Source organism: Pantoea sp. RIT-PI-b, assembly GCF_001187905.1.
GTDB classification, from domain to species: Bacteria; Pseudomonadota; Gammaproteobacteria; order Enterobacterales; family Enterobacteriaceae; genus Pantoea; species Pantoea nemavictus.
Genome location: NZ_LGIS01000007.1, coordinates 223,992 through 241,917, shown reverse-complemented (window position 1 = coordinate 241,917; position 17,926 = coordinate 223,992). Strand labels below are relative to the sequence as shown.

At 56.7% G+C, this 17,926-nt stretch carries 16 protein-coding genes and 1 pseudogene; 4 read left to right on the top strand and 13 right to left on the bottom strand.

The annotated features are described in order from the left end of the window. Nucleotides 1-16: 16 nt before the first annotated feature. Nucleotides 17-973: a sensor domain-containing diguanylate cyclase gene (locus tag AC790_RS01165; protein ID WP_049850684.1), complete on the bottom strand. Its 957-nt coding sequence runs from the start codon at nucleotides 971-973 to the stop codon at nucleotides 17-19. Between the two features lie 397 nt (nucleotides 974-1,370). On the opposite strand from AC790_RS01165, the gene AC790_RS01160 reads away from it, so the two are divergent. From AC790_RS01160 to AC790_RS01145, 4 genes are all read left to right on the top strand, one after another. Continuing rightward, a complete protein-coding gene (locus tag AC790_RS01160; protein WP_235440715.1) occupies nucleotides 1,371-4,601 on the top strand; it encodes a transporter substrate-binding domain-containing protein in 3,231 nt (1,076 codons plus the stop codon). Then, nucleotides 4,598-5,302 carry a response regulator transcription factor gene (locus tag AC790_RS01155; RefSeq protein WP_049850682.1) on the top strand — a complete coding sequence of 235 codons (705 nt, stop codon included), beginning with the start codon at nucleotides 4,598-4,600 and terminating at the stop codon, nucleotides 5,300-5,302. Before AC790_RS01160 ends, AC790_RS01155 begins: the two co-directional genes overlap by 4 nt. Nucleotides 5,303-5,433: 131 nt before the next feature. Beyond that, complete coding sequence (uxuA, locus tag AC790_RS01150; protein ID WP_036622076.1) at nucleotides 5,434-6,498, top strand: mannonate dehydratase; 1,065 nt, start codon at nucleotides 5,434-5,436, stop codon at nucleotides 6,496-6,498. 296 nt (nucleotides 6,499-6,794) lie between these two features. After that, a complete protein-coding gene (locus AC790_RS01145; protein ID WP_049850681.1) occupies nucleotides 6,795-7,217 on the top strand; it encodes an ester cyclase in 423 nt (140 codons plus the stop codon). Here AC790_RS01145 and AC790_RS01140 read toward each other — a convergent pair. The 12 genes and pseudogenes from AC790_RS01140 to AC790_RS01085 form a co-directional block, all read right to left on the bottom strand. After that, nucleotides 7,214-7,636 carry a MarR family winged helix-turn-helix transcriptional regulator gene (locus tag AC790_RS01140; protein ID WP_235440714.1) on the bottom strand — a complete coding sequence of 141 codons (423 nt, stop codon included), beginning with the start codon at nucleotides 7,634-7,636 and terminating at the stop codon, nucleotides 7,214-7,216. The genes AC790_RS01145 and AC790_RS01140 overlap by 4 nt on opposite strands. Before the next feature lie 58 nt (nucleotides 7,637-7,694). Then, nucleotides 7,695-8,960: a beta-ketoacyl-ACP synthase II gene (gene fabF, locus AC790_RS01135; RefSeq protein ID WP_049850679.1), complete on the bottom strand. Its 1,266-nt coding sequence runs from the start codon at nucleotides 8,958-8,960 to the stop codon at nucleotides 7,695-7,697. Between the two features lie 30 nt (nucleotides 8,961-8,990). Continuing rightward, a complete protein-coding gene (locus AC790_RS01130; protein ID WP_049850678.1) occupies nucleotides 8,991-9,521 on the bottom strand; it encodes a helix-turn-helix domain-containing protein in 531 nt (176 codons plus the stop codon). 174 nt (nucleotides 9,522-9,695) lie between these two features. Next, nucleotides 9,696-10,388 (bottom strand): amino acid ABC transporter permease, encoded by a 693-nt coding sequence (locus AC790_RS01125; protein ID WP_007893102.1) that lies wholly within the window; start codon nucleotides 10,386-10,388, stop codon nucleotides 9,696-9,698. Between the two features lie 15 nt (nucleotides 10,389-10,403). Further along, a pseudogene (locus AC790_RS01120) lies at nucleotides 10,404-11,088 on the bottom strand (amino acid ABC transporter permease). An 87-nt stretch (nucleotides 11,089-11,175) separates the two neighbouring features. Continuing rightward, nucleotides 11,176-11,991 (bottom strand): transporter substrate-binding domain-containing protein, encoded by an 816-nt coding sequence (locus AC790_RS01115; RefSeq protein ID WP_049850677.1) that lies wholly within the window; start codon nucleotides 11,989-11,991, stop codon nucleotides 11,176-11,178. A 20-nt stretch (nucleotides 11,992-12,011) separates the two neighbouring features. Further along, entirely contained in the window at nucleotides 12,012-12,749 is a 738-nt protein-coding gene (locus tag AC790_RS01110) for an amino acid ABC transporter ATP-binding protein (RefSeq protein WP_049850676.1), read from the bottom strand. A 10-nt stretch (nucleotides 12,750-12,759) separates the two neighbouring features. Next, on the bottom strand, nucleotides 12,760-13,326 hold the full coding sequence (locus AC790_RS01105) for a peroxidase-related enzyme (protein WP_049850675.1): 567 nt from the start codon (nucleotides 13,324-13,326) through the stop codon (nucleotides 12,760-12,762). After that, complete coding sequence (locus AC790_RS01100) at nucleotides 13,323-13,805, bottom strand: CMD domain-containing protein (RefSeq protein WP_007893093.1); 483 nt, start codon at nucleotides 13,803-13,805, stop codon at nucleotides 13,323-13,325. Before AC790_RS01100 ends, AC790_RS01105 begins: the two co-directional genes overlap by 4 nt. Continuing rightward, nucleotides 13,802-15,256: an NAD(P)-binding domain-containing protein gene (locus AC790_RS01095; protein ID WP_049850674.1), complete on the bottom strand. Its 1,455-nt coding sequence runs from the start codon at nucleotides 15,254-15,256 to the stop codon at nucleotides 13,802-13,804. Before AC790_RS01095 ends, AC790_RS01100 begins: the two co-directional genes overlap by 4 nt. A 376-nt stretch (nucleotides 15,257-15,632) precedes the next feature. Then, nucleotides 15,633-16,592, bottom strand: coding sequence for a LysR family transcriptional regulator (locus tag AC790_RS01090; RefSeq protein WP_193372792.1), 960 nt, complete (start codon nucleotides 16,590-16,592; stop codon nucleotides 15,633-15,635). 366 nt (nucleotides 16,593-16,958) lie between these two features. Next, nucleotides 16,959-17,867, bottom strand: a complete 909-nt coding sequence (locus AC790_RS01085) for a LysR family transcriptional regulator (RefSeq protein WP_049850673.1) — start codon at nucleotides 17,865-17,867, stop codon at nucleotides 16,959-16,961. Between the last annotated feature and the right edge of the window lie 59 nt (nucleotides 17,868-17,926).

The following is a 17,926-nucleotide window of genomic DNA, read 5'->3' as shown; positions in this document are numbered from 1 at the left end:
GGCCAGGGTGAGGGCATCAAAGCGCAGAGGATGCCAACCCAAACCCCTGCTTACCGTTCTTCTTAATCTGATACATCGCCTCATCGGCACGCGTCAGCGCATCATCAAAACCGTCACGCTCCTGCACCTGGGCAATACCAATCGACGCACCAATCTGCGCATGACCGTTATCAATATCAAACGGCGTCAGCGCCGCATCCAGCACCGCCTGCAGCATAATCCGCACTTTGGGATAGTCGATAAGAAACGGCATCAGCAGCACAAACTCATCGCCGCCCAGGCGGCCAATCACCACGTTCGGGGGCACCACGTCGATGATGCGCTGGCTAAGCTGAATCAGCACCTCATCGCCGCTGCGGTGTCCCAGCGTGTCGTTAACGTGTTTAAAGTTGTCGAGATCAATAAACGCCACACACAGCGGTCCCAACGCTTTCAGCTTGCTGAACTGCGTGTGCAACGCGTGGCGGTTGGTCAGCCCGGTCAGCGGATCGTGATGCGCCAAAGACGAGAGCTGCGCTTCGTACTGTTTCTCTTTGGTCATATCAATGTGCGTGCCGGTGACCTTGATCGGGTTGCCTGCCTCATCCCATTCGGTGACGCGCCCGCGATCCAGCACCCATTTAATCTGGTCATTCTTGCCCAGCATGCGGTGCAGCGCTTCGTAGTAAGGCGCGCGCCCTTCAATGTGATCGTAAAAGGCTTTCAGCACTTCGTCAGCGTCGTCCGGATGCAGGCGTTCGCGCCACACGTCGAACTGCGCTTTGGTCTCTTTTGGCTGGAAACCCAGCATTGCGCCCCAGCGACGATTAAAGATCACCAGCTTGCCGCTGGGAATATCCAGCTGCCACAAACAAAGACCGGTTCCGTCCAGCGCTGCACTCAGCTTGTTACGCGCGTCATGCGCTATACGCTTCAATCGCGCATTATGCTTTTTCAGGTTTTGAATCTGCTGACGCAGCGCTTCTTCGGACATGATTGGCTGAGGGAGAGGAAATAAGCGCTATTTTGCCTGCCAGGAAGTTTCTGTAAATAAAACAAATGAAAAGCCGATTAGCAGCGGTAAATTGCGCCGACTTCAGGAGTAACGTCGAAACTATGCAGCAAAAACAGCTGACTTAACTTAATTAAGTACCAGCCATAAGTACATCACTTCCCCTTCTCGTGCGCGGCTGCGCTTTTTCATAACAAACCGTCCTAATACGAAACTAAGAAAATTCTTAGTTTTATTTAATTATTGTTGCGCTGCGTGCCGCTGTGAGAAGTCATCTGGCGCATTGAAGTCGCGTCGATAGGTTGCACCGCCACGCTGGCCGTGCATGACGCAGGCATTGATGACTGAGAACTGATTCGTGGGCAAACGCATTCTAAGCATGATTTTTCTATTGGGCTTTTCCCTCTCTGCCTGGAGTGCATCCCCGCTCAATTTCACACCGCGTTATGGCTTAGTGGCGCCGGAAGTCACCCTGAATCCTGCCAGTCAGCAATGGCAAACGCGCCATAAGGTGTTACGCGTTGGCATCTGGAGCCACTCGTTGCCGCCCTATTCGGTTGAGCTGGAAAAAGATGCCTTCGAAGGCCTGTCGGCCGACTATCTCGCCATCATCGCCAAAACGCTGAACCTGCCGGTAGAGATCAAAAAATTCGATAGCCGCATAGAGCTGGTTGATGCACTGAATAATCAGCAAGTCGATTTAATTCCTTACTACCCGCAGTCCGCCAATCACCAGACCAAACTGGCGCTCAGCATTCCCTATTCGCTGGCGCAAAGTGTGTTGATCAGCCGTCGCCAAGCAAAGTTTGATCGCGAGTTGAAAGATAGCCGCTATCAGCTGATGTACTACGGCGATGACGAACTGAAAGCGCTGCTGCACCAGCGCTATCCGCAGGCGACGTTAATCCCGGCCTCGCCCCCGTTGTGGGCCTACACCGATACTGCCTTTAAGCAAGACGCGGTGTTCTGGAGCAATTCCGCTACCCAGCGCTATTTGTCACAGCGCGGCCTGCAGAACATCATCGAAGCACACAGCACGCCGTATACCAATGATGTCGACGCGCGCTTTGCCACCCGCGCCGGCAACGAAACGCTGATCGCCGCGATCAACGAAATCCTGATCAATATCCCGCTGCGCAATGCGGTACAAATCGCCGAAGCCTGGGGGCTGGATTATCAATCCGTAGTAAAAAATCATCCGCTGGATCTTACTGAAGCAGAAGCCCGCTGGCTGGCGCAGCATCGCGATATCACCGTCAAATACGATCCCATGCATCTGCCTTTCACCTTTCTTGATGAAAAGCAGCGCGTGGCGGGCTTGAGCGTCGATCTGCTAAAACTGATCTCGCAGCGCACCGGCATCCGTTTTCACTACCAGCCGATGCAAGGCCTGGCCAACATGCGCGATGCGCTGGTGAATCAGCGGGATTCACTGATTGTGGTCAGCGATGCCGCCTCGCAGCAAAGTCAGCACATCAGCTACACCCGCTCTTATATCTATTCTCCCTGGGTGGTGATGACCCGCAGCGACAGCCATTGGCGCAGCTTTGATGAGATGGCGGGCAAACGTATCGGCATTTATGAGCGCTCTTACTATCGCTTTGACCTGCGTCGTCGCTGGCCAGAGATCGATTTCAATGAAAACGCCGTCTCGATTGATTCACTCGGGCAACTGCAGGAGAAGCAGGTAGACGGCTTTATCGTGCCGTATGAGTCGGCGCAGTATCTACTCAACAATCACTTTAACGATCGCTTCAAAGTGGCATTTGTGGCGCCATTGCCGATGTTTCGCATGGCGATGGCCACCAACGCGGCGGATGAGCACTTGATTGCCATTCTCAATAAAGCGCTGTCCGATATTCCCCAACCCACGCTGCAGTCGCTGATGGAGCGCTGGATTAAATACACGCCGCCAGCCACCAGCACCTCGTGGCAAAGCTATCGCAGCTACATATTACGCATTGTCGCGATAACGGGTGCTTGCCTGCTGTTTTTCCTGTGGCGCAACCATTTACTCAAATCTTCGCTGGCGAAACAGCGTCAGCACGAGCGGGAAATCAGCAACCAGCTGCATTACATCGAAACGCTGCTGGATGATGTACGCAAAGCGAAACGAGCGGCGCTGCGTGCCAGCGAAGCCAAAAGTACCTTCCTTTCGCACATGAGCCATGAAATCCGCACACCGCTCGCCGCCCTGATTGGCCTGCTGGAGATCGAACATTTGGGTCAGAGCGATCAACAGCAAAGGCAGAAGAACATCGATCTGGCGTGGCAATCCTCGCGCTCACTGCTGTCACTGGTGGGCGATATTCTCGACCTGGCGAAAATCGAATCCGGCCACTTCAGCATCCGCCTGATGCCAATGTCCTTGAGCGATGTGGTGTACGACACCGAAGCGCTGTTCCGCCAGGTTGCGCACAATAAAGGCCTGGCACTCAAGGTGATGCTGGAGATCGATCAGGATTGCGTGCTGTTCGATGCGGTGGCGCTAAAGCAGATTCTGGCGAACCTGGTGAGTAATGCCATTAAGTTTACCGCGCAGGGCGAAGTGGAAGTGGCGCTGTATCAGGCTGATATCAGCAAACCCGAGTACGTGCTGGAAGTGTGTGACAGCGGCGTTGGTCTCACGCCTGAACAGCAGCAGGCGATTTTCGAACCCTTTATTCAGGTTGATCAGGGCACGAATCGCGTGAGCGGTACCGGACTTGGACTGAATATCTGTCGCCGCCTGGCGGTAATGCTGGGCACCGAGCTGCACGTGGAGAGCGAACCCGATGCCGGCAGCGTCTTTATGCTGCGTTTCACCGCTCAACCCACCACGATAACTGCAGCCGAGGCAGAAACGCCGCAGGTGGATTCGAGCGTTCAGGTTGCCCTGCGCATGCTGATTGTGGATGACAACGCCACCAACCGCATGCTGCTGGCCCAGCAGCTGCGTTACGCCGGACATCATGTGCTGGTGGCCGACGGCGGCGAAGCGGCGCTGGCCCTGTGGCGCGAACATGAACTCGATCGGGTAATCACCGACTGCAACATGCCCGGCATGGATGGCTTCGCCTTTACGCGTCAGCTGCGCGCCGAGGAGAAATTACTCAATCGTCGTGCCGTGCCGGTTTACGGCCTGACGGCGATGGCGGAAGAGCGCGTCGCGCAACTCGCTACCCAAGCCGGTATGAATGGCTGCCTGTTTAAACCGCTGGAGCGCACGCAACTGCTGCAGGTGGTGACGGGCGCGCCGACGCATCAACCCCGCCATGACACCTTGTTAACGCTGGAAAATCTGGCGGCCAACGATCCGCAAGCCTGGCGCGATCTGGTGATCACCGCCCAGCAGCAAAATGCGCGCGACCTCGCTCAGTTACAGCAAGCAGTAGACGAAGAGGATTTCGCCAGCGCGCGTCATGCCGCACATCAACTGCTCGGCAGCGCCAAACTGCTGCATGCCGAGGCCCTACAGCACAGCTGCTTCGCCAGCGAACAGGCAGCAGAACAACACGACAGTGCGCAACTACAACACCATCTGCCCGCGGTTGTCACCGCAGTGGCAGAGCTGAATACGTTGTTCCAGCGCGCATTAGAAACCAGTGACAATGAAGAGGTGAACTCATGAAAGAAGGTGCAATCTGGCAGGTGGCGGTTTTAGACGATCATCCGCTGATCGGTAAAGCCATTCAGTATCGTCTGGCGCAGGAGGCCGATCTGGACCTGGCGGGTGCTTTCTCCCAGCGCCAGCAGCTGATGGCGTTTTTACAGCGCCATACGGTCGATGTGCTGGTGCTTGACTACATGCTCGGCGAGGACGAGCTCGACGGCCTGCAGATGGTTAAACAGCTGCGCGTGCGCTATCCCGAACTGAAAATTCTGGTCTCCTCGGCGGTGGAGAAACCGGCCATCGTGCAGCTGCTGCTGAAAGCCGGCGTGCAAGGCTTTGTTGGTAAAAGTGAAGACCAGGAAGTGTTGATTACCGCGCTGCATCAGGTGTGTCGCAACAAGCGTTTTCTCACCGCCGACATGTTGATGGAGATGGATAAGTTCCACGAAAGCGATCGCGAAATGCATGACTACCTGCTGCCGCGCCAGATGGGTGATGAGATCACGCTGATCTTGCGCGAGCTGAGCCCTCGTGAACTCGAAGTGATCCGCTGCTATCTGGATGGCTTAAGCGTCACGCAGATCGCGGTCAAATATGCGCGCAGTCGCAAAACCATCAGCGGACAAAAACAGACCGCGCTGCGCAAATTAGGCTTACGATCCGATCTGGAGTTGTTCAAATACAAAGATCATTTCAATGATCTGGTGGTGCAGCATTAAGGCTCTACCGGCGGGGATAAAGTGTGTTCTGTGACGCGGATCAAGGCATATTCCATGCGTCACGCTGTCATGATGTTTACTAGAATGGTAGTTTATCAGTTATCACAGACACGATAACGGTGGATGACATTATGCAACTGACAATGCGTTGGTTTGGTCCGAAAGAAGATAAAGTTTCGCTGGAATATATTCGCCAGGTGCCGGGCGTACGCGGCGTGGTTGGCGCACTGTACGACGTGCCGGTGGGTGAAACCTGGCCGGTCGATAAGATCAACGCGCTGGTTGAGCAGGTGCATGCCGCCGGATTAACCGTCGAAGTGATCGAAAGCGTTAACATTCACGACGATATCAAAATTGGCCTGCCCAGCCGCGATCGCTATATCGAAAATTATAAGCAGAGCATCCGCAACCTGGCGGACGCCGGCGTAAAAGTGATCTGCTACAACTTCATGCCGGTGTTCGACTGGATGAAGACCGACATGAACTACGTGCTGCCAGACGGCTCGCTCACCATGGCTTTCGAGAAGAAAGGCATTGATAAGAGCCTCGATGAAGTGGTGCAGGAAGTGTTAGGCAACTCAAACGGTTTCGCCCTGCCGGGCTGGGAACCTGAGCGTCTGGCGAAAGTGCAGGATCTGTTTGCGCAATATAAAGATGTGGATGACAACAAGCTGCGTGAGAATCTCGCTTACTTCCTGCAAGCGGTGATCCCGGTGTGTGAAGAGGTTGGCGTGAAGATGGCGATTCATCCGGACGATCCACCGTATTCGATCTTCGGCCTGCCGCGCGTGGTGAAAAACCGCGACGATCTCGACTGGATCTGTAACGTGGTGGATTCTGAAGCCAACGGCATAACGCTGTGCACCGGATCGATAGCGGAAGATCCGAACAATGATGTCTACGCCATTCTGGCTGAGTTCTCGCGCCGCAAACGTATTCCGTTTGCCCATGTGCGTAACATCAAGATTATTCAGGACAAAGATTTCTACGAGTGCGCGCACCCAACCGAGTATGGCTCGCTGGATATGTATAAAGTGCTGCAGTCAATGCATGACAACGGTTTCGATGGCTACATTCGCTCGGATCACGGCCGCTTTATCTGGGGCGAAACCGGACGTCCCGGTTATGGTTTATACGACCGCGCGCTGGGCACCACCTATTTGCTGGGACTGTGGGAAGCGCTGGGTAAGCGCTGAGTTTGGTGCGTTTTTCCCCTCACCCTAACCCTCTCCCGCCCGCGGGAGAGGGAACCGACCACGCCCCATCTAACCTTATCTAACTCCATCATTACACCAGCACCTCCCTCTTCTACGCGGATAAGGGCACTTTTTGCTCCCTCTCCCTGTGGGAGAGGGCTGGGGTGAGGGCATCAGCACGCAGCAGACTCTATTCGCAGTAAACTCCGCACAAAGCACAACATAACTAACACCCCTTCCCCCGCTTACCGTTAAATATATACAGTTAAACTGTATATATTCAGAGGGGAATCAGCATGTCAGAACAGAACAAAGCCATAGTGCGCCGCTTCAATCAGCAGGTGATTGCCGACGGCAATCGCCAGGCGTTCGAGCAACTCGTCGCAGAAAACTTTATCAACCGCTCCGCACCTGCCGGCGCGCCTAACGATCGCGAAAGCCTGTGGCACACTTTCGATCAGATCCTGCGTCCCGCTTTCTCAGAACTACAGGTGCAGATTGAGGATCAAATCGCCGAACGTGATTGGGTCACCACGCGTAAAACTATTCGCGGCATACACAGCGGATCGCTGATGGGGATCGCACCCACCGGTCTAGCGGTGACGATCGCGGTGATCGATATGGTGCGGATCGAAGCGGGGAAATACGCCGAACATTGGGGCATGAATACGCTGCAGGCGGTGATCAATCAGCTACGCAGCGCCAATCCGCCCGGCTAAAGCAACTTGCGCAGCACAGCCAGGCCTTGCTGCAGATCGTCGCGATCGTGCTCGTTAAGCCGATCATCAATGCGCGCCGCAATCCACTCAGCGCGCTGTTGACGTGCGGCGGCCAAAGCAGCGCGTGCCCGATCGCTCAGCACGATCACCTGGGCCCGCGCGTCCAGCGCACTTTTTTGCCGCAGCACCAAATCCTGTGACTCCAGCTCGTTAATCACCAGACGCATACTTTGATGCTTCACGCCGCGCAGTCGCGCGAGGTCCGCGATGGAGAGCGCCTGATGGCTGTCGAGCAGATCGAGGGTTTCATATTGCGACGTGCGTACGGTCGCCGTGGCTACACGCACATTACGCACCAGATGACTGACAAGCTGGCGGAGTTCTTCCGCCAGCTGCTGGGTTGAGGTTTCAGTGGTCAAGTTGGCGATTCTGGCAAAATATCTTCGCCCCATTATAGGGAATCGCGATAAATCTGCGCTAGCGCCAGGCTTTAAACAGCAAACTGGCATTCACCCCGCCGAAACCAAAGCCGTTGGATAATGCATAGGTCATCGCCGTCGGCTGTGCGGTCAACGCCACCAGATTCAGCCCTGCCGCCGCTTCATCCGGATGTTGCAGGTTCAGGGTTGGCGGGGCAATTTGGTCACGCAGCGCCAGAATCGAGAAGATCGCTTCCACGCCGCCCGCCGCACCCAGCAGATGCCCGGTGGCCGATTTCGTTGAGGTGATCGCCACCTGGCTGCCGGCAAACAGTGAAGCGATCGCCGCCAGCTCACCCTTATCACCCACCGGCGTCGAGGTGGCATGCGCATTAATATGCTGCACCTCAGCAGGGGAAATCCCGGCCTGCGCCAGCGCGGTTTCCATCGCCCGGCGCGCTCCTTCGCCATTTTCCGGCCCGGCGGTGAGATGGTAAGCATCCGCACTGGTGCCGTAACCCACCAGCTCCGCCAGCGGTGTGGCGCCGCGCGCCTGGGCATGTTCCAGCGATTCAATCACCAGCAAACCCGCGCCTTCGCCCATCACAAAGCCGTCACGGTCACGATCAAACGGGCGCGAAGCCTGCTCAGGATGATCGTTAAAGCCGCCCGACATCGCCTTCCCCGCGGCAAATCCCGCCAGGCTAACGCGATGGATCGCCGCTTCAGCGCCGCCACACAGCGCAATATCCGCTTCGCCGCTGCGGATCAGTCGTGCCGCATCGCCAATCGCCTGCGCCCCGGCCGCACAGGCGGTTACTGGTGCGCCAATCGGCCCGCGAAAGCCATGTGCAATCGAGACGTGTCCCGCCGCGAGGTTGGCGAGAAACGAAGGAATGGTAAACGGCGACAGCCGACGCGGCCCACGCGCAGCGGTGGTTTCTACCGCATTGGCGATTTCGTTAAAGCCGCCGATGCCGGTGGCGATCACCGTGGCGGTGCGCTGCTGCTGCGTCACATCCTGCGGCGACCAGTTGGCCTGCGCCAGCGCTTCATGGGCGGCCACCAGCGCGAACTCGATAAAGCGATCCATTTTCTTACGATCTTTGGCGGCAATGATGCCGTCGGGATTAAAGCCGTGCTGCGCATCCTGCTCCAGCGTCGGCACCTGCCCCGCCACTTTGCAGGCGATATCCTGCACCATCTCTGGCGGTAGGGCGCTGATGCCCGATTTCCCCGCCAGCAGCGATTGCCACACCGCCTCCGTGCCGCAGCCAAGCGGCGAGACCAGCCCCATGCCGGTGATTACAATACGTTTGCTCATAAATAACTCCTTTAAACCGCCGGCTTTACATCAAAGAATCGGCGGCGCGAATTTCACTGCGTTGTCTCCAGCGCGTTTTTTCTGCAGATAGTCATGGCGATAGTGCATCATCGGCACCGCCGCCGGGCCGGGTACCATCTGATATTTGTCCAGGCTAAGCGGCTGACCATTTTCGCTATCGACCAGTTGCATCTTCACCGGACGCTGAGTGGCGGTTTCCACCAGCTGCATCTGGCGACCTTCCGGCGAAAAGTGCGTACTGCCCCACTCCGTCAGCGCCAGAATCACGCCGCGAAAATCGCGCCCGATCGGCGTGAGATGATATTCGTAGCGCGCCGGACTGGTGCTGTAACACACCTTCTGCAGCAGGCCATCCTCCACCAGCTCTTTTAGCCGACGCGACAGAATGTTGGGGGCCACGCCGCTGCTTTTCTGGAACTCATCGAAGCGGGTAAAACCGGCCAGCGCATCACGCATGATCAGCATGCTCCAGCCATCGCCAATACGGCCGAGGCTGCGCGCGACGGGACAAGGCATGTTGCAAAGCGGTTGGTTTTTCAAGGCTGGATATCCGACATTGTTTTGGTGTCGAATACTGTTACAGAGTGACTTTCATTTTGCAAGTAACTTGCAGAATGAAAGTTATGATGGCGATAAAAAAGGTGCGCATAAATGCGCACCCTACGTGATTGGTTATGCGGGTTTTGTAGGGTCGCCATTCATGGCGACCAGGATTTAGGTCCGCACCCGCAGCGCCGCCTCAATCTTGTCGGCAATTTTAGTGACGACGTACGCAATCACCATGTAGAACACCACCGCAATCAGGAAGGCTTCGAGGTAGTAGAAATTCAGCGCTGCGGTCAATTGCGCCTGAGCGAAGATATCCACCACTTCAATAGCAAACGCCAGCGACAGCGCTTTCATAATCACCATAAAGGCGTTCGCCAGATCGGGGATCGCCGCCACAATAATCTGCGGAAACATTACCCGACGGAACAGCTGGCCGCCGCTGTAGCCAAGCGACAGTGCAGCGTCCGATTGGCCGCTATCAAACGAATTGAGCGCGCCCTTCCACACTTCCGCCTGGAACGCCGCTACGCAGGCGCTCAGCGCGACGATAATGATCACCCAGTTCGGCAACGAGTGGGCATTCACTTCCACGCCAAACAGGGTAGCGACATAGTGCAGCGCCGGCGGCAAACCGTAATAGGCGAGGAAAATCACCACCACCATCGGCACGCCTTTGAAGGCGATTTTGTACGCGATCACCAGCTGGCGCAGCACGGGAATGCGGCGATGCTCCACAAAAGCGAACAGCCCGCCGAGCAGCGTCGAGCAGATAAACACCGTCACCGCCATCAGCAGCGTAACCGGCACCGCATCGAGAATGCTCCAGAAGTCCGGCAGCAAAACCTCAAGATCAAACATGGTTGCTCCCCCTTATCAGACGCTGGTGAATTTCACGCGTGCAGCGGTTTTCGAGCTGTACTTCGCGTGACGTTGTTCGAAGAAACGGATAATCAACCAGGCCACGCCGCACAGCAGCGAATAGAGCACCGCCAGCACCAGATAGGTACCGAACTGATACTGGTTGTAGTCGCGTTCCATGATCAGATGCGCGGTCGCCATCACATCCGCCGCGCCGATGTACATCACCAACGCCACGTTATGAATCAGATAGATAATCGCATTGCCGTAACCCGGCAGCGCGAAGTGCACCGCCTGCGGCCCGACAATGCGCAGCATTTTCTGGCGGAAACTGTAGCCCATGCTGTCGGCGGCGTCGTGCTGGCCGCGCTCCACGGCAAGAAACGCCGGCCCACACTCCCGAAAGAAAACCGCCGTGATAGAGGCTCAGGCCAATCATCGCCGCGATATTGGCGGTGACAAAATCGCTGAAGCCGAACTGCTCAGCCACCAGCGGCAGACCATAAAAGGCGACAAACAGCTGCAGCACCACCGGCACGCTGCGCGCGTAAGAGACGTACAGATCCACAAACTGGCTAATCACCGGAATGCGGCGCACGCGGAATACGGTGGCGATCAGCGCCAGGAAGAACCCGACGATCATCGCAACAAACATTATGCCGAGCGTCAACGGCAGCGCCGAGAGCAGCTCGGGAATCATCGAAGTCAGATTCACGGTGAAACACTCCTGCTAACAATGAAGCAACGCCCGGCTCAGCACCGGGCGCAGCGGCTTCAGGTGAATCTGTTACTTCATGTACTTGGTGACGTCTTCGCCAAACCACTTCTGCGCCAGCTTATCCAGCGTGCCGTCGGCCTTCAGCTGCTGCAACGTTTTATTGATGTCATCGTTCAGCGCCTGGTTTTCAGCGGAGCGGTGAATCAGCACGTAAGTGTTGTTGATGGAAACCGGCTCGCTGGCTTTGATCGCCAGTTTCTGGTTGTCGATCACCGTCTGCTCGCCGAGGTTAGAAGGCAGGATCAGCGCATCATATTTGCCACGCTGCACTTCTTTCAGACGATCCGGATACGGCACGCCTGCGCTCGACGCTTTGATCTCCTCCTTGTCGTTTGGGTTGTCCTGCTGCCACTGGGTCACGAATTTGTACACGCCGCCACCTGCGGTAACCGGCACGATGTTTTTGCCGACCAGATCTTTCATGCCGTTGATATTGCTATCGCTGCGGCTGTAGATCTTCATCAGGCTGGCACCAATCGGCGCATCCGGGATCAGGAACTGTTTGCTGCGCGTCGGCGCTTTGTAATAACCGCCGGTCGCCATGTCATATTTACCGGTCGCCAGGCCGGTTTCCTGGGCGATATCCGCCGCACCTTCCATGACGAATTTGTACTGCGGCAGTTTGGCGTTGATGGCTTTCAGCACGTCCGGCTCGTAGCCCTGCGGCTCGTGACCAATCGCGCCCCACGACAGCGGTTTGGATTCCGCCGCGGTAGCGATTTTGATGGTGCGCACCGCGTCCGCGAAGCTGTTACCGCTGATCAGTGCCAGCGCGATGATGCCAGGCGCGGCCAGGCGACGTAATGTGGTTTTGATTGCAGGCATGTGGTTGATTCCTTTAATTATTAGAATACGCGTTCTGAATTGAGGAACTGAGCAAGGCGCGGCAGGGTGGGATTATCAAACATCTCAGTCGGGCTGCCCTGCGCGGCCACCACGCCCTGATCCATAAACACGATGCGATTAGAGATGCTTTTGGCAAACTGCATCTCGTGCGTCACCAGCAGCGAGGTGATGCCGGACGACGCCACGTCTTTAATCACTTTCAGCACCTCGCCCACCAGCTCTGGATCGAGTGATGAGGTCGGTTCATCAAACAGCATCACGTCCGGACGCACCGCCAGCGCACGGGCGATGCCGGTACGCTGCAGCTGGCCACCGGAAAGCTGCGACGGATAGTGATCGAGCTTGGCGCCCAGACCGACGCGCTCCAGCTCCTGTACGGCGATGTCGCGCGCTTGCTGTTTGCTTTTGCGTTGAATAACGATCAGCGGATCCATCACGTTTTCCAGCACCGTCATGTTTTTGAACACGTTGAACTGCTGGAACACCATCGCGGTACGCAGGCGGATCGCCTGGATCGCCGCTTTGTCCGGTGCCTGATAATCCATGCGAATCTGATCAAGCTGAATGGTGCCGGATGCCGGTTTCGCCAGATAGTTAATGCAGCGCAGCAGCGTGGTTTTACCGGTGCCGCTTGGCCCGATGATCGACACCACATCGCCACGTTTTACCGACAGATCGACGCCTTTCAGGATCGGCGTGCTGCCGTAAGCGAGCTTAATATCGTTGAGTTCTAACATGCAGCAGCCCCTATTTATTCAGGTCAGCATGGCCAAGCACATGCATCAGACGGTTGGCCCAGCCGAAAATGGCGATGGCGTGGATCAGATCGATAATCTCCTGATCGTTCATGCCGACCGCGCGCAGTGCCGCCATATCCTCAGCGCTGGCCTCTGACGGCGTGACGGAGAGACGACGGGCAAAACGGTAGATCGCCGCATCACGCTCGCCGAGCACATCGGCACGATCGAAGTAAATCGCACTGACTACCGCATCACTTTCTGCCAGCTGCGCATGGCGGCGTGCGTGCACCACCGCGCAATATTTGCAGCCGTTGACGATCGACGCGCCCAGCGCGCCGAGTTCACGATCCGTACGATCCAGCCCGCCCTCAACATACATAATGGCGTTGAACAGCACGGTGCGCGCCACGTAGCTGTCGGGATCGTGCGCCAGTGTGCGCACATACTCGGAGATCTTTTTGTTCGATGGCGTCACTTTCATCGCATCGAGCTGCGCGGGCGTGGCGTCTGCCACTTCGACCGGCGCGATATAAGGGTGCCAGTGCAGCGGCTTGAGATTAACCGACGGAATCATGCAGACCTCAACAAACGTAATCCGGCCGCAACGCGCGTCTGGAAGTTAACAAAAGCGATCAGTTCAGAGAGCGCCACAATCTGCGGATTGCTCAATCCTGCCTGTTCCAGCAGGCGAATGTGCTGCTCGGTGGCGTTCATTGGCTGCTGCGTGACGAGATCGGCATGCCGCGCGATAGTCGCCAGCGGTTCGGCGAGATCGCTGGCACCGGCCGCCAGCGCCAGCAGCGCGTCTGATGGCTGCAACGCCGCCAGTTGCGCCTGGTAATCGCGTTGCAGCTCGGCATCGCCATTCAGCTTCGCCATGCGCTGCGCCAGCGCAAAACGCACATCCGGCGCTAAGCCCTGATCATCATTAGGTGCCAGCACCGATACACGGCACTGTTCTGCGCCATCAACAAATTCCGGGCGCAGGCGGCGCGTACCGTACAGCGCATCTTCAGCGTTTAAGCCGACTGCGCGATCAATTGCGTCACTCACTGCGCGTTCTCCTGGTTGAGTAAGGGCGTGGAATCCACCCATTCATCGCCCTGCAATTCAGGGGTGTCAAAAGCCTGTAAGTTGGCGTAATGCTGCTCGACGTCTTCGGCAAACAGCGACGCGCTGATGCCGCGCACCAGACGATCGGCACCGGCGCTCACCGCCGGAATATCGCCGGAGACTTTGCCGTGCGTCAGCATGGCGGCATCGTTGAAGCAGTGAATATGCGCCAGTCCGGGACACGCGCCTGGCGTCAATTCGCGGAACTCAAAGGCGGGACCGAGATCCGGCGCTTCAAGCAGATTGGCGCGCGGCGCGCCCATTTCTGGCTGGTAACGCCCGTCGCGCCAGCTGCGGATATGCGGTGCGATGGCGGCAAACTCTGGGCGTCCGTGGAAATCGTTGCTAAAGCCGGTCGCGGCAATCAAAAAGTCGTAGCGCAGCGGGCCCTGGGTGGTTTCGATCAGCAACTCATCGGCCTGCTGTTTTACCGCTTTGATGCCGCAGTTGAGGAAGAAGCGGGCATTGGCATGACGTGAAACGCGCAGTGTCGAAGAACGCGGCGGCGGCGTTTGCGTGGTCGCGGTGTAATCCACAAACTTCCATTTCCATGCGTCCGGCAGCTGATGCATCCCGTGCACCACGCCCTGGCTGCCAATACCGGTCATTTTGTTGATGCGCGGCATCTGTGGGCGGCGAATCAGCAGATCCACGGCAGCCGCGCCGTTTTCCAGCGCGGTGGCGGCGTTATCCATCGACGATGCACCTGCGCCAATCACCGCAATGTGTTTGCCCTGCAAAGCAGCGAAATCAATGTCGTCAGCAGAGTGCGCCCAGAATGTACGCTCGATACCCTGCAGGAAGTCCGGCACGGCAAAACCGCCAAGGCCAGAGCGTCCGGTAGCCAGCACCAAACGGCGGGTGTAAACCCGGCCGGTTTCGGCACCGCTGAGATCGAGCGCGATTAACTCACCTTCGAAGGTAATATTGGTGACGCGCACATTGTTGCGCACCGGCAGATTCAGCACTTTGCGATACCAAATCAGATAATCCATCCACTGCGCTTTGGGAATTTTATCCAGCTCCTGCCAGGCTTCTTTGCCCCACTGCGCAGTGAACCACGCGCGGAACGTCAGCTGCGCCATGCCGAGCGCCGGGCCATGCAGTGACTTCGGTGAACGCAACGTTTCCATGCGCGCAAAGGTCACCCACGGACCTTCCAGCCCGGCGGGCGCGGCGTCATAGGCCACCACGTTGCTGATGCCGGTAAGCTGCAGTTTAGCCAGCGCCGCCAGGCCACACATGCCTGCACCGATCACCACCACATCACGCACCGGTGCGCCATCCTGGGTGCGCGCTGGCACCCAGGATTTCGCGGGCAGTTCAAGATATTCCAGATCCTGCTGCAGCTGTGCTTCCAGCGCGGCAAGGCCATCGGCGGCATAAGTCATACACGTTTTTCCCTGAAATAAGCGGCGGCCAGCAAACGGGCGAAACCACTAAAGTGCGTTGGTGACTATGCATTCTCATTATCCTGATAACACATAGTTAGTGGGTATTAATCACCAAATCACATAGTAAGAGCTAAGGTTTCGCATAATCCTCTTGCCCTAAAACGGAGTCAACAATCTCGCTCAGCTTTTGACCAATGGATTTCTTATATCTTATGCCGAAAATGTTATAAGCGGGTCTGGAGCTGGCTGCCGGTCGCCATAAATGGCGACCCTACGGGTTTGCGAGTGGCGTCACTATTTAGGGTGAAAGAGGTTCACGAGGCTATTGTAGGGGCGTCATTTATGACGACCTTGTTGATATCCGCACTGTTATTTAATCCTGATTAATCAGGCGCATAATGCGCGGATGCTCGCTGGCAGGCAGGCGTTCAAAGCCCGGTAGCAAATGGGCCGCAGCGTCGGCTAAGGCCTCCACCAAGGCCTGTGCAGCGGTGGAGATTTGTCGCCCTTGCGGCGTGATCACGCCAAAGTAGTACGGAATATCCTCCTCCAGTGGACGAATCGCCACACCGGCCAGCGGCATGCCCCAACCGGTCACCGGCTCAAGAATCGCTACGCCCAATCCGGCGCGCACGCAGCCGAGAATGTTGGCGGAGGAGTTAGTCTCGATGGTTTCATGCAGCGGCGTTTTGACCTTTTTCAGCGCTTTTTCATAGCGCCCGCGTAGACGCTGCGGGCTCCACGGCGCAATCAAACGGCGTCCCGCCAGGCTGCTGAGCGACAGCCGCGTTTGCGCCGCCAGCTCATCGTTCTCCGGCAGCGCCACGACGCACTGCGACTGCCCAATCCAGTGTAGCTCCACCGCATGATGCTCCAGCGGCAAGCTGCACAGACCGAGATCGGCCTCCGCGGTGATCACTGCATGCGCGGTATTAACCGCGGATTCGCTGATGATCTGCACTTTGTTCTGCAAATTGAGTGCGGCCAGCGCCTGCGGCAGCAACCCCGCCGCCAGCGCGGGCGTGGCGGCAATACTCAGCGGACGATGCTGTTGGTGAGCGATCTCCTGCGCGCGCAGGCGAATCTGCTGCAACGATAGCAGCGCTTTCTGCACGTATTGATGCAGCTGCAACGCCTCTTCCGAGGGATGAATGCGCGGGCCGTTGCGGATAAACAGCGGATAACCGAGCGACTGTTCCAGTTCCTGAATCAAGCGCGACACCGCCGGCTGCGAGCGATTGAGCGCCTTCGCCGCTGCCGTGACGCTCCCGGCAGAGATCACCGCCGAGAAGGCTTCCAGCTGCCGCAAATCCAGGTCGTTTAAAATGGTCATCGCGCGATTTTTCCCTAACTCATTGATCACTCCCGACATTGGCGCGGGAAAGTTTTCATCATAGAGAGAGTCGCGGGAATTAGCCACTGGGTGGACAGTGCGCTTTGTCCCTCACCCTAGCCCTCTCCCGCAGGCGGTAGAGGGAACCGTCCTCTGCGGAATTCAGCATTTTCTCCCACCTAATCATTCCCTCTCCTTCTGGGAGAGGGAACCGTCCTCTGCGGAATTCAGCATTTTCTCCCACCTAATCATTCCCTCTCCTTCTGGGAGAGGGTTAGGGAGAGGGAACCGCCCTCTGCGGAATTCAGCATTTTCTCCCACCTAATCATTCCCTCTCCTTCTGGGAGAGGGTTAGGGAGAGGGAAATCACAACTTCTCCGTCAACTCACATTCATTCTCATGCAGCAGCCGCAGCATCTCGAGTAAAAACCCGTCTTCGTTGCCCTTCTGCCAGGCAATGCTCAGCGGCAAACCTTTAATCTGTTCCGGTAAATCCAGCGCAATATAGCGCACGCTGTCGCTATTCATCGTGCGGTACGACGCGGGCACCACGGCCAATCCCAAACCGGCCGACACCAAACTCAGAATGGTTTGTTTCTCTTCGGCGAACTGCGCGATGTGCGGCGTGAGTCCCGCCAGTTTGAACAAATTCATCGTCAGATCGTGGCTGTGCGGGCGCATGCGGCGATCGGGAATAATCATCGCCTCCTGCTGAAAATCAGCCACCGCCACCTGTTCGCGCTGCGCCAGCGCATGCTGAATTGGCACCGCCAGCACGCAGCTTTCACGGGTAATAAAGCGCACCGCTAAAGACGCATCGATACTTTGCGGTTCGCGAATAAAAATCATATCCAGCCAGCCCGATTTTAATTTCGGGATTAAATTAATGGTTTTGTCTTCGATAATATGAATATCACTGTGCGGATGCAGCGGCACAAATAAGTTGAGTAAAGCCGGAACTAATCCGCGTGCGGCGCTATCGATGGCGCCAATGCGTAATGTCCGACGTTCATCTTTTAATCCCACTTTAAATCGCTGCGCCAGCGCATCAAATTGATCGATTAATTTGCTGGCCTCATAAAAAAATATTGCACCTTCGGCGGTTAATGAAACATTACGCGTCGAACGATTTAACAAGCGCACGCCAAGGTCTTCTTCCAGTAAACGGATGAAGCGAGAAAGTGACGCAGGCATCATTTCCATTCTTTGGGCAGCGCGCCCGAAATGGAGTTCTTTACCCACGGCGACAAAACAACGCAATTGATTTATATCCACATTTCCCTCGCCTGTTGATTATGCAAATACTTTATATAATCCCCGCCTGATGATCCGCC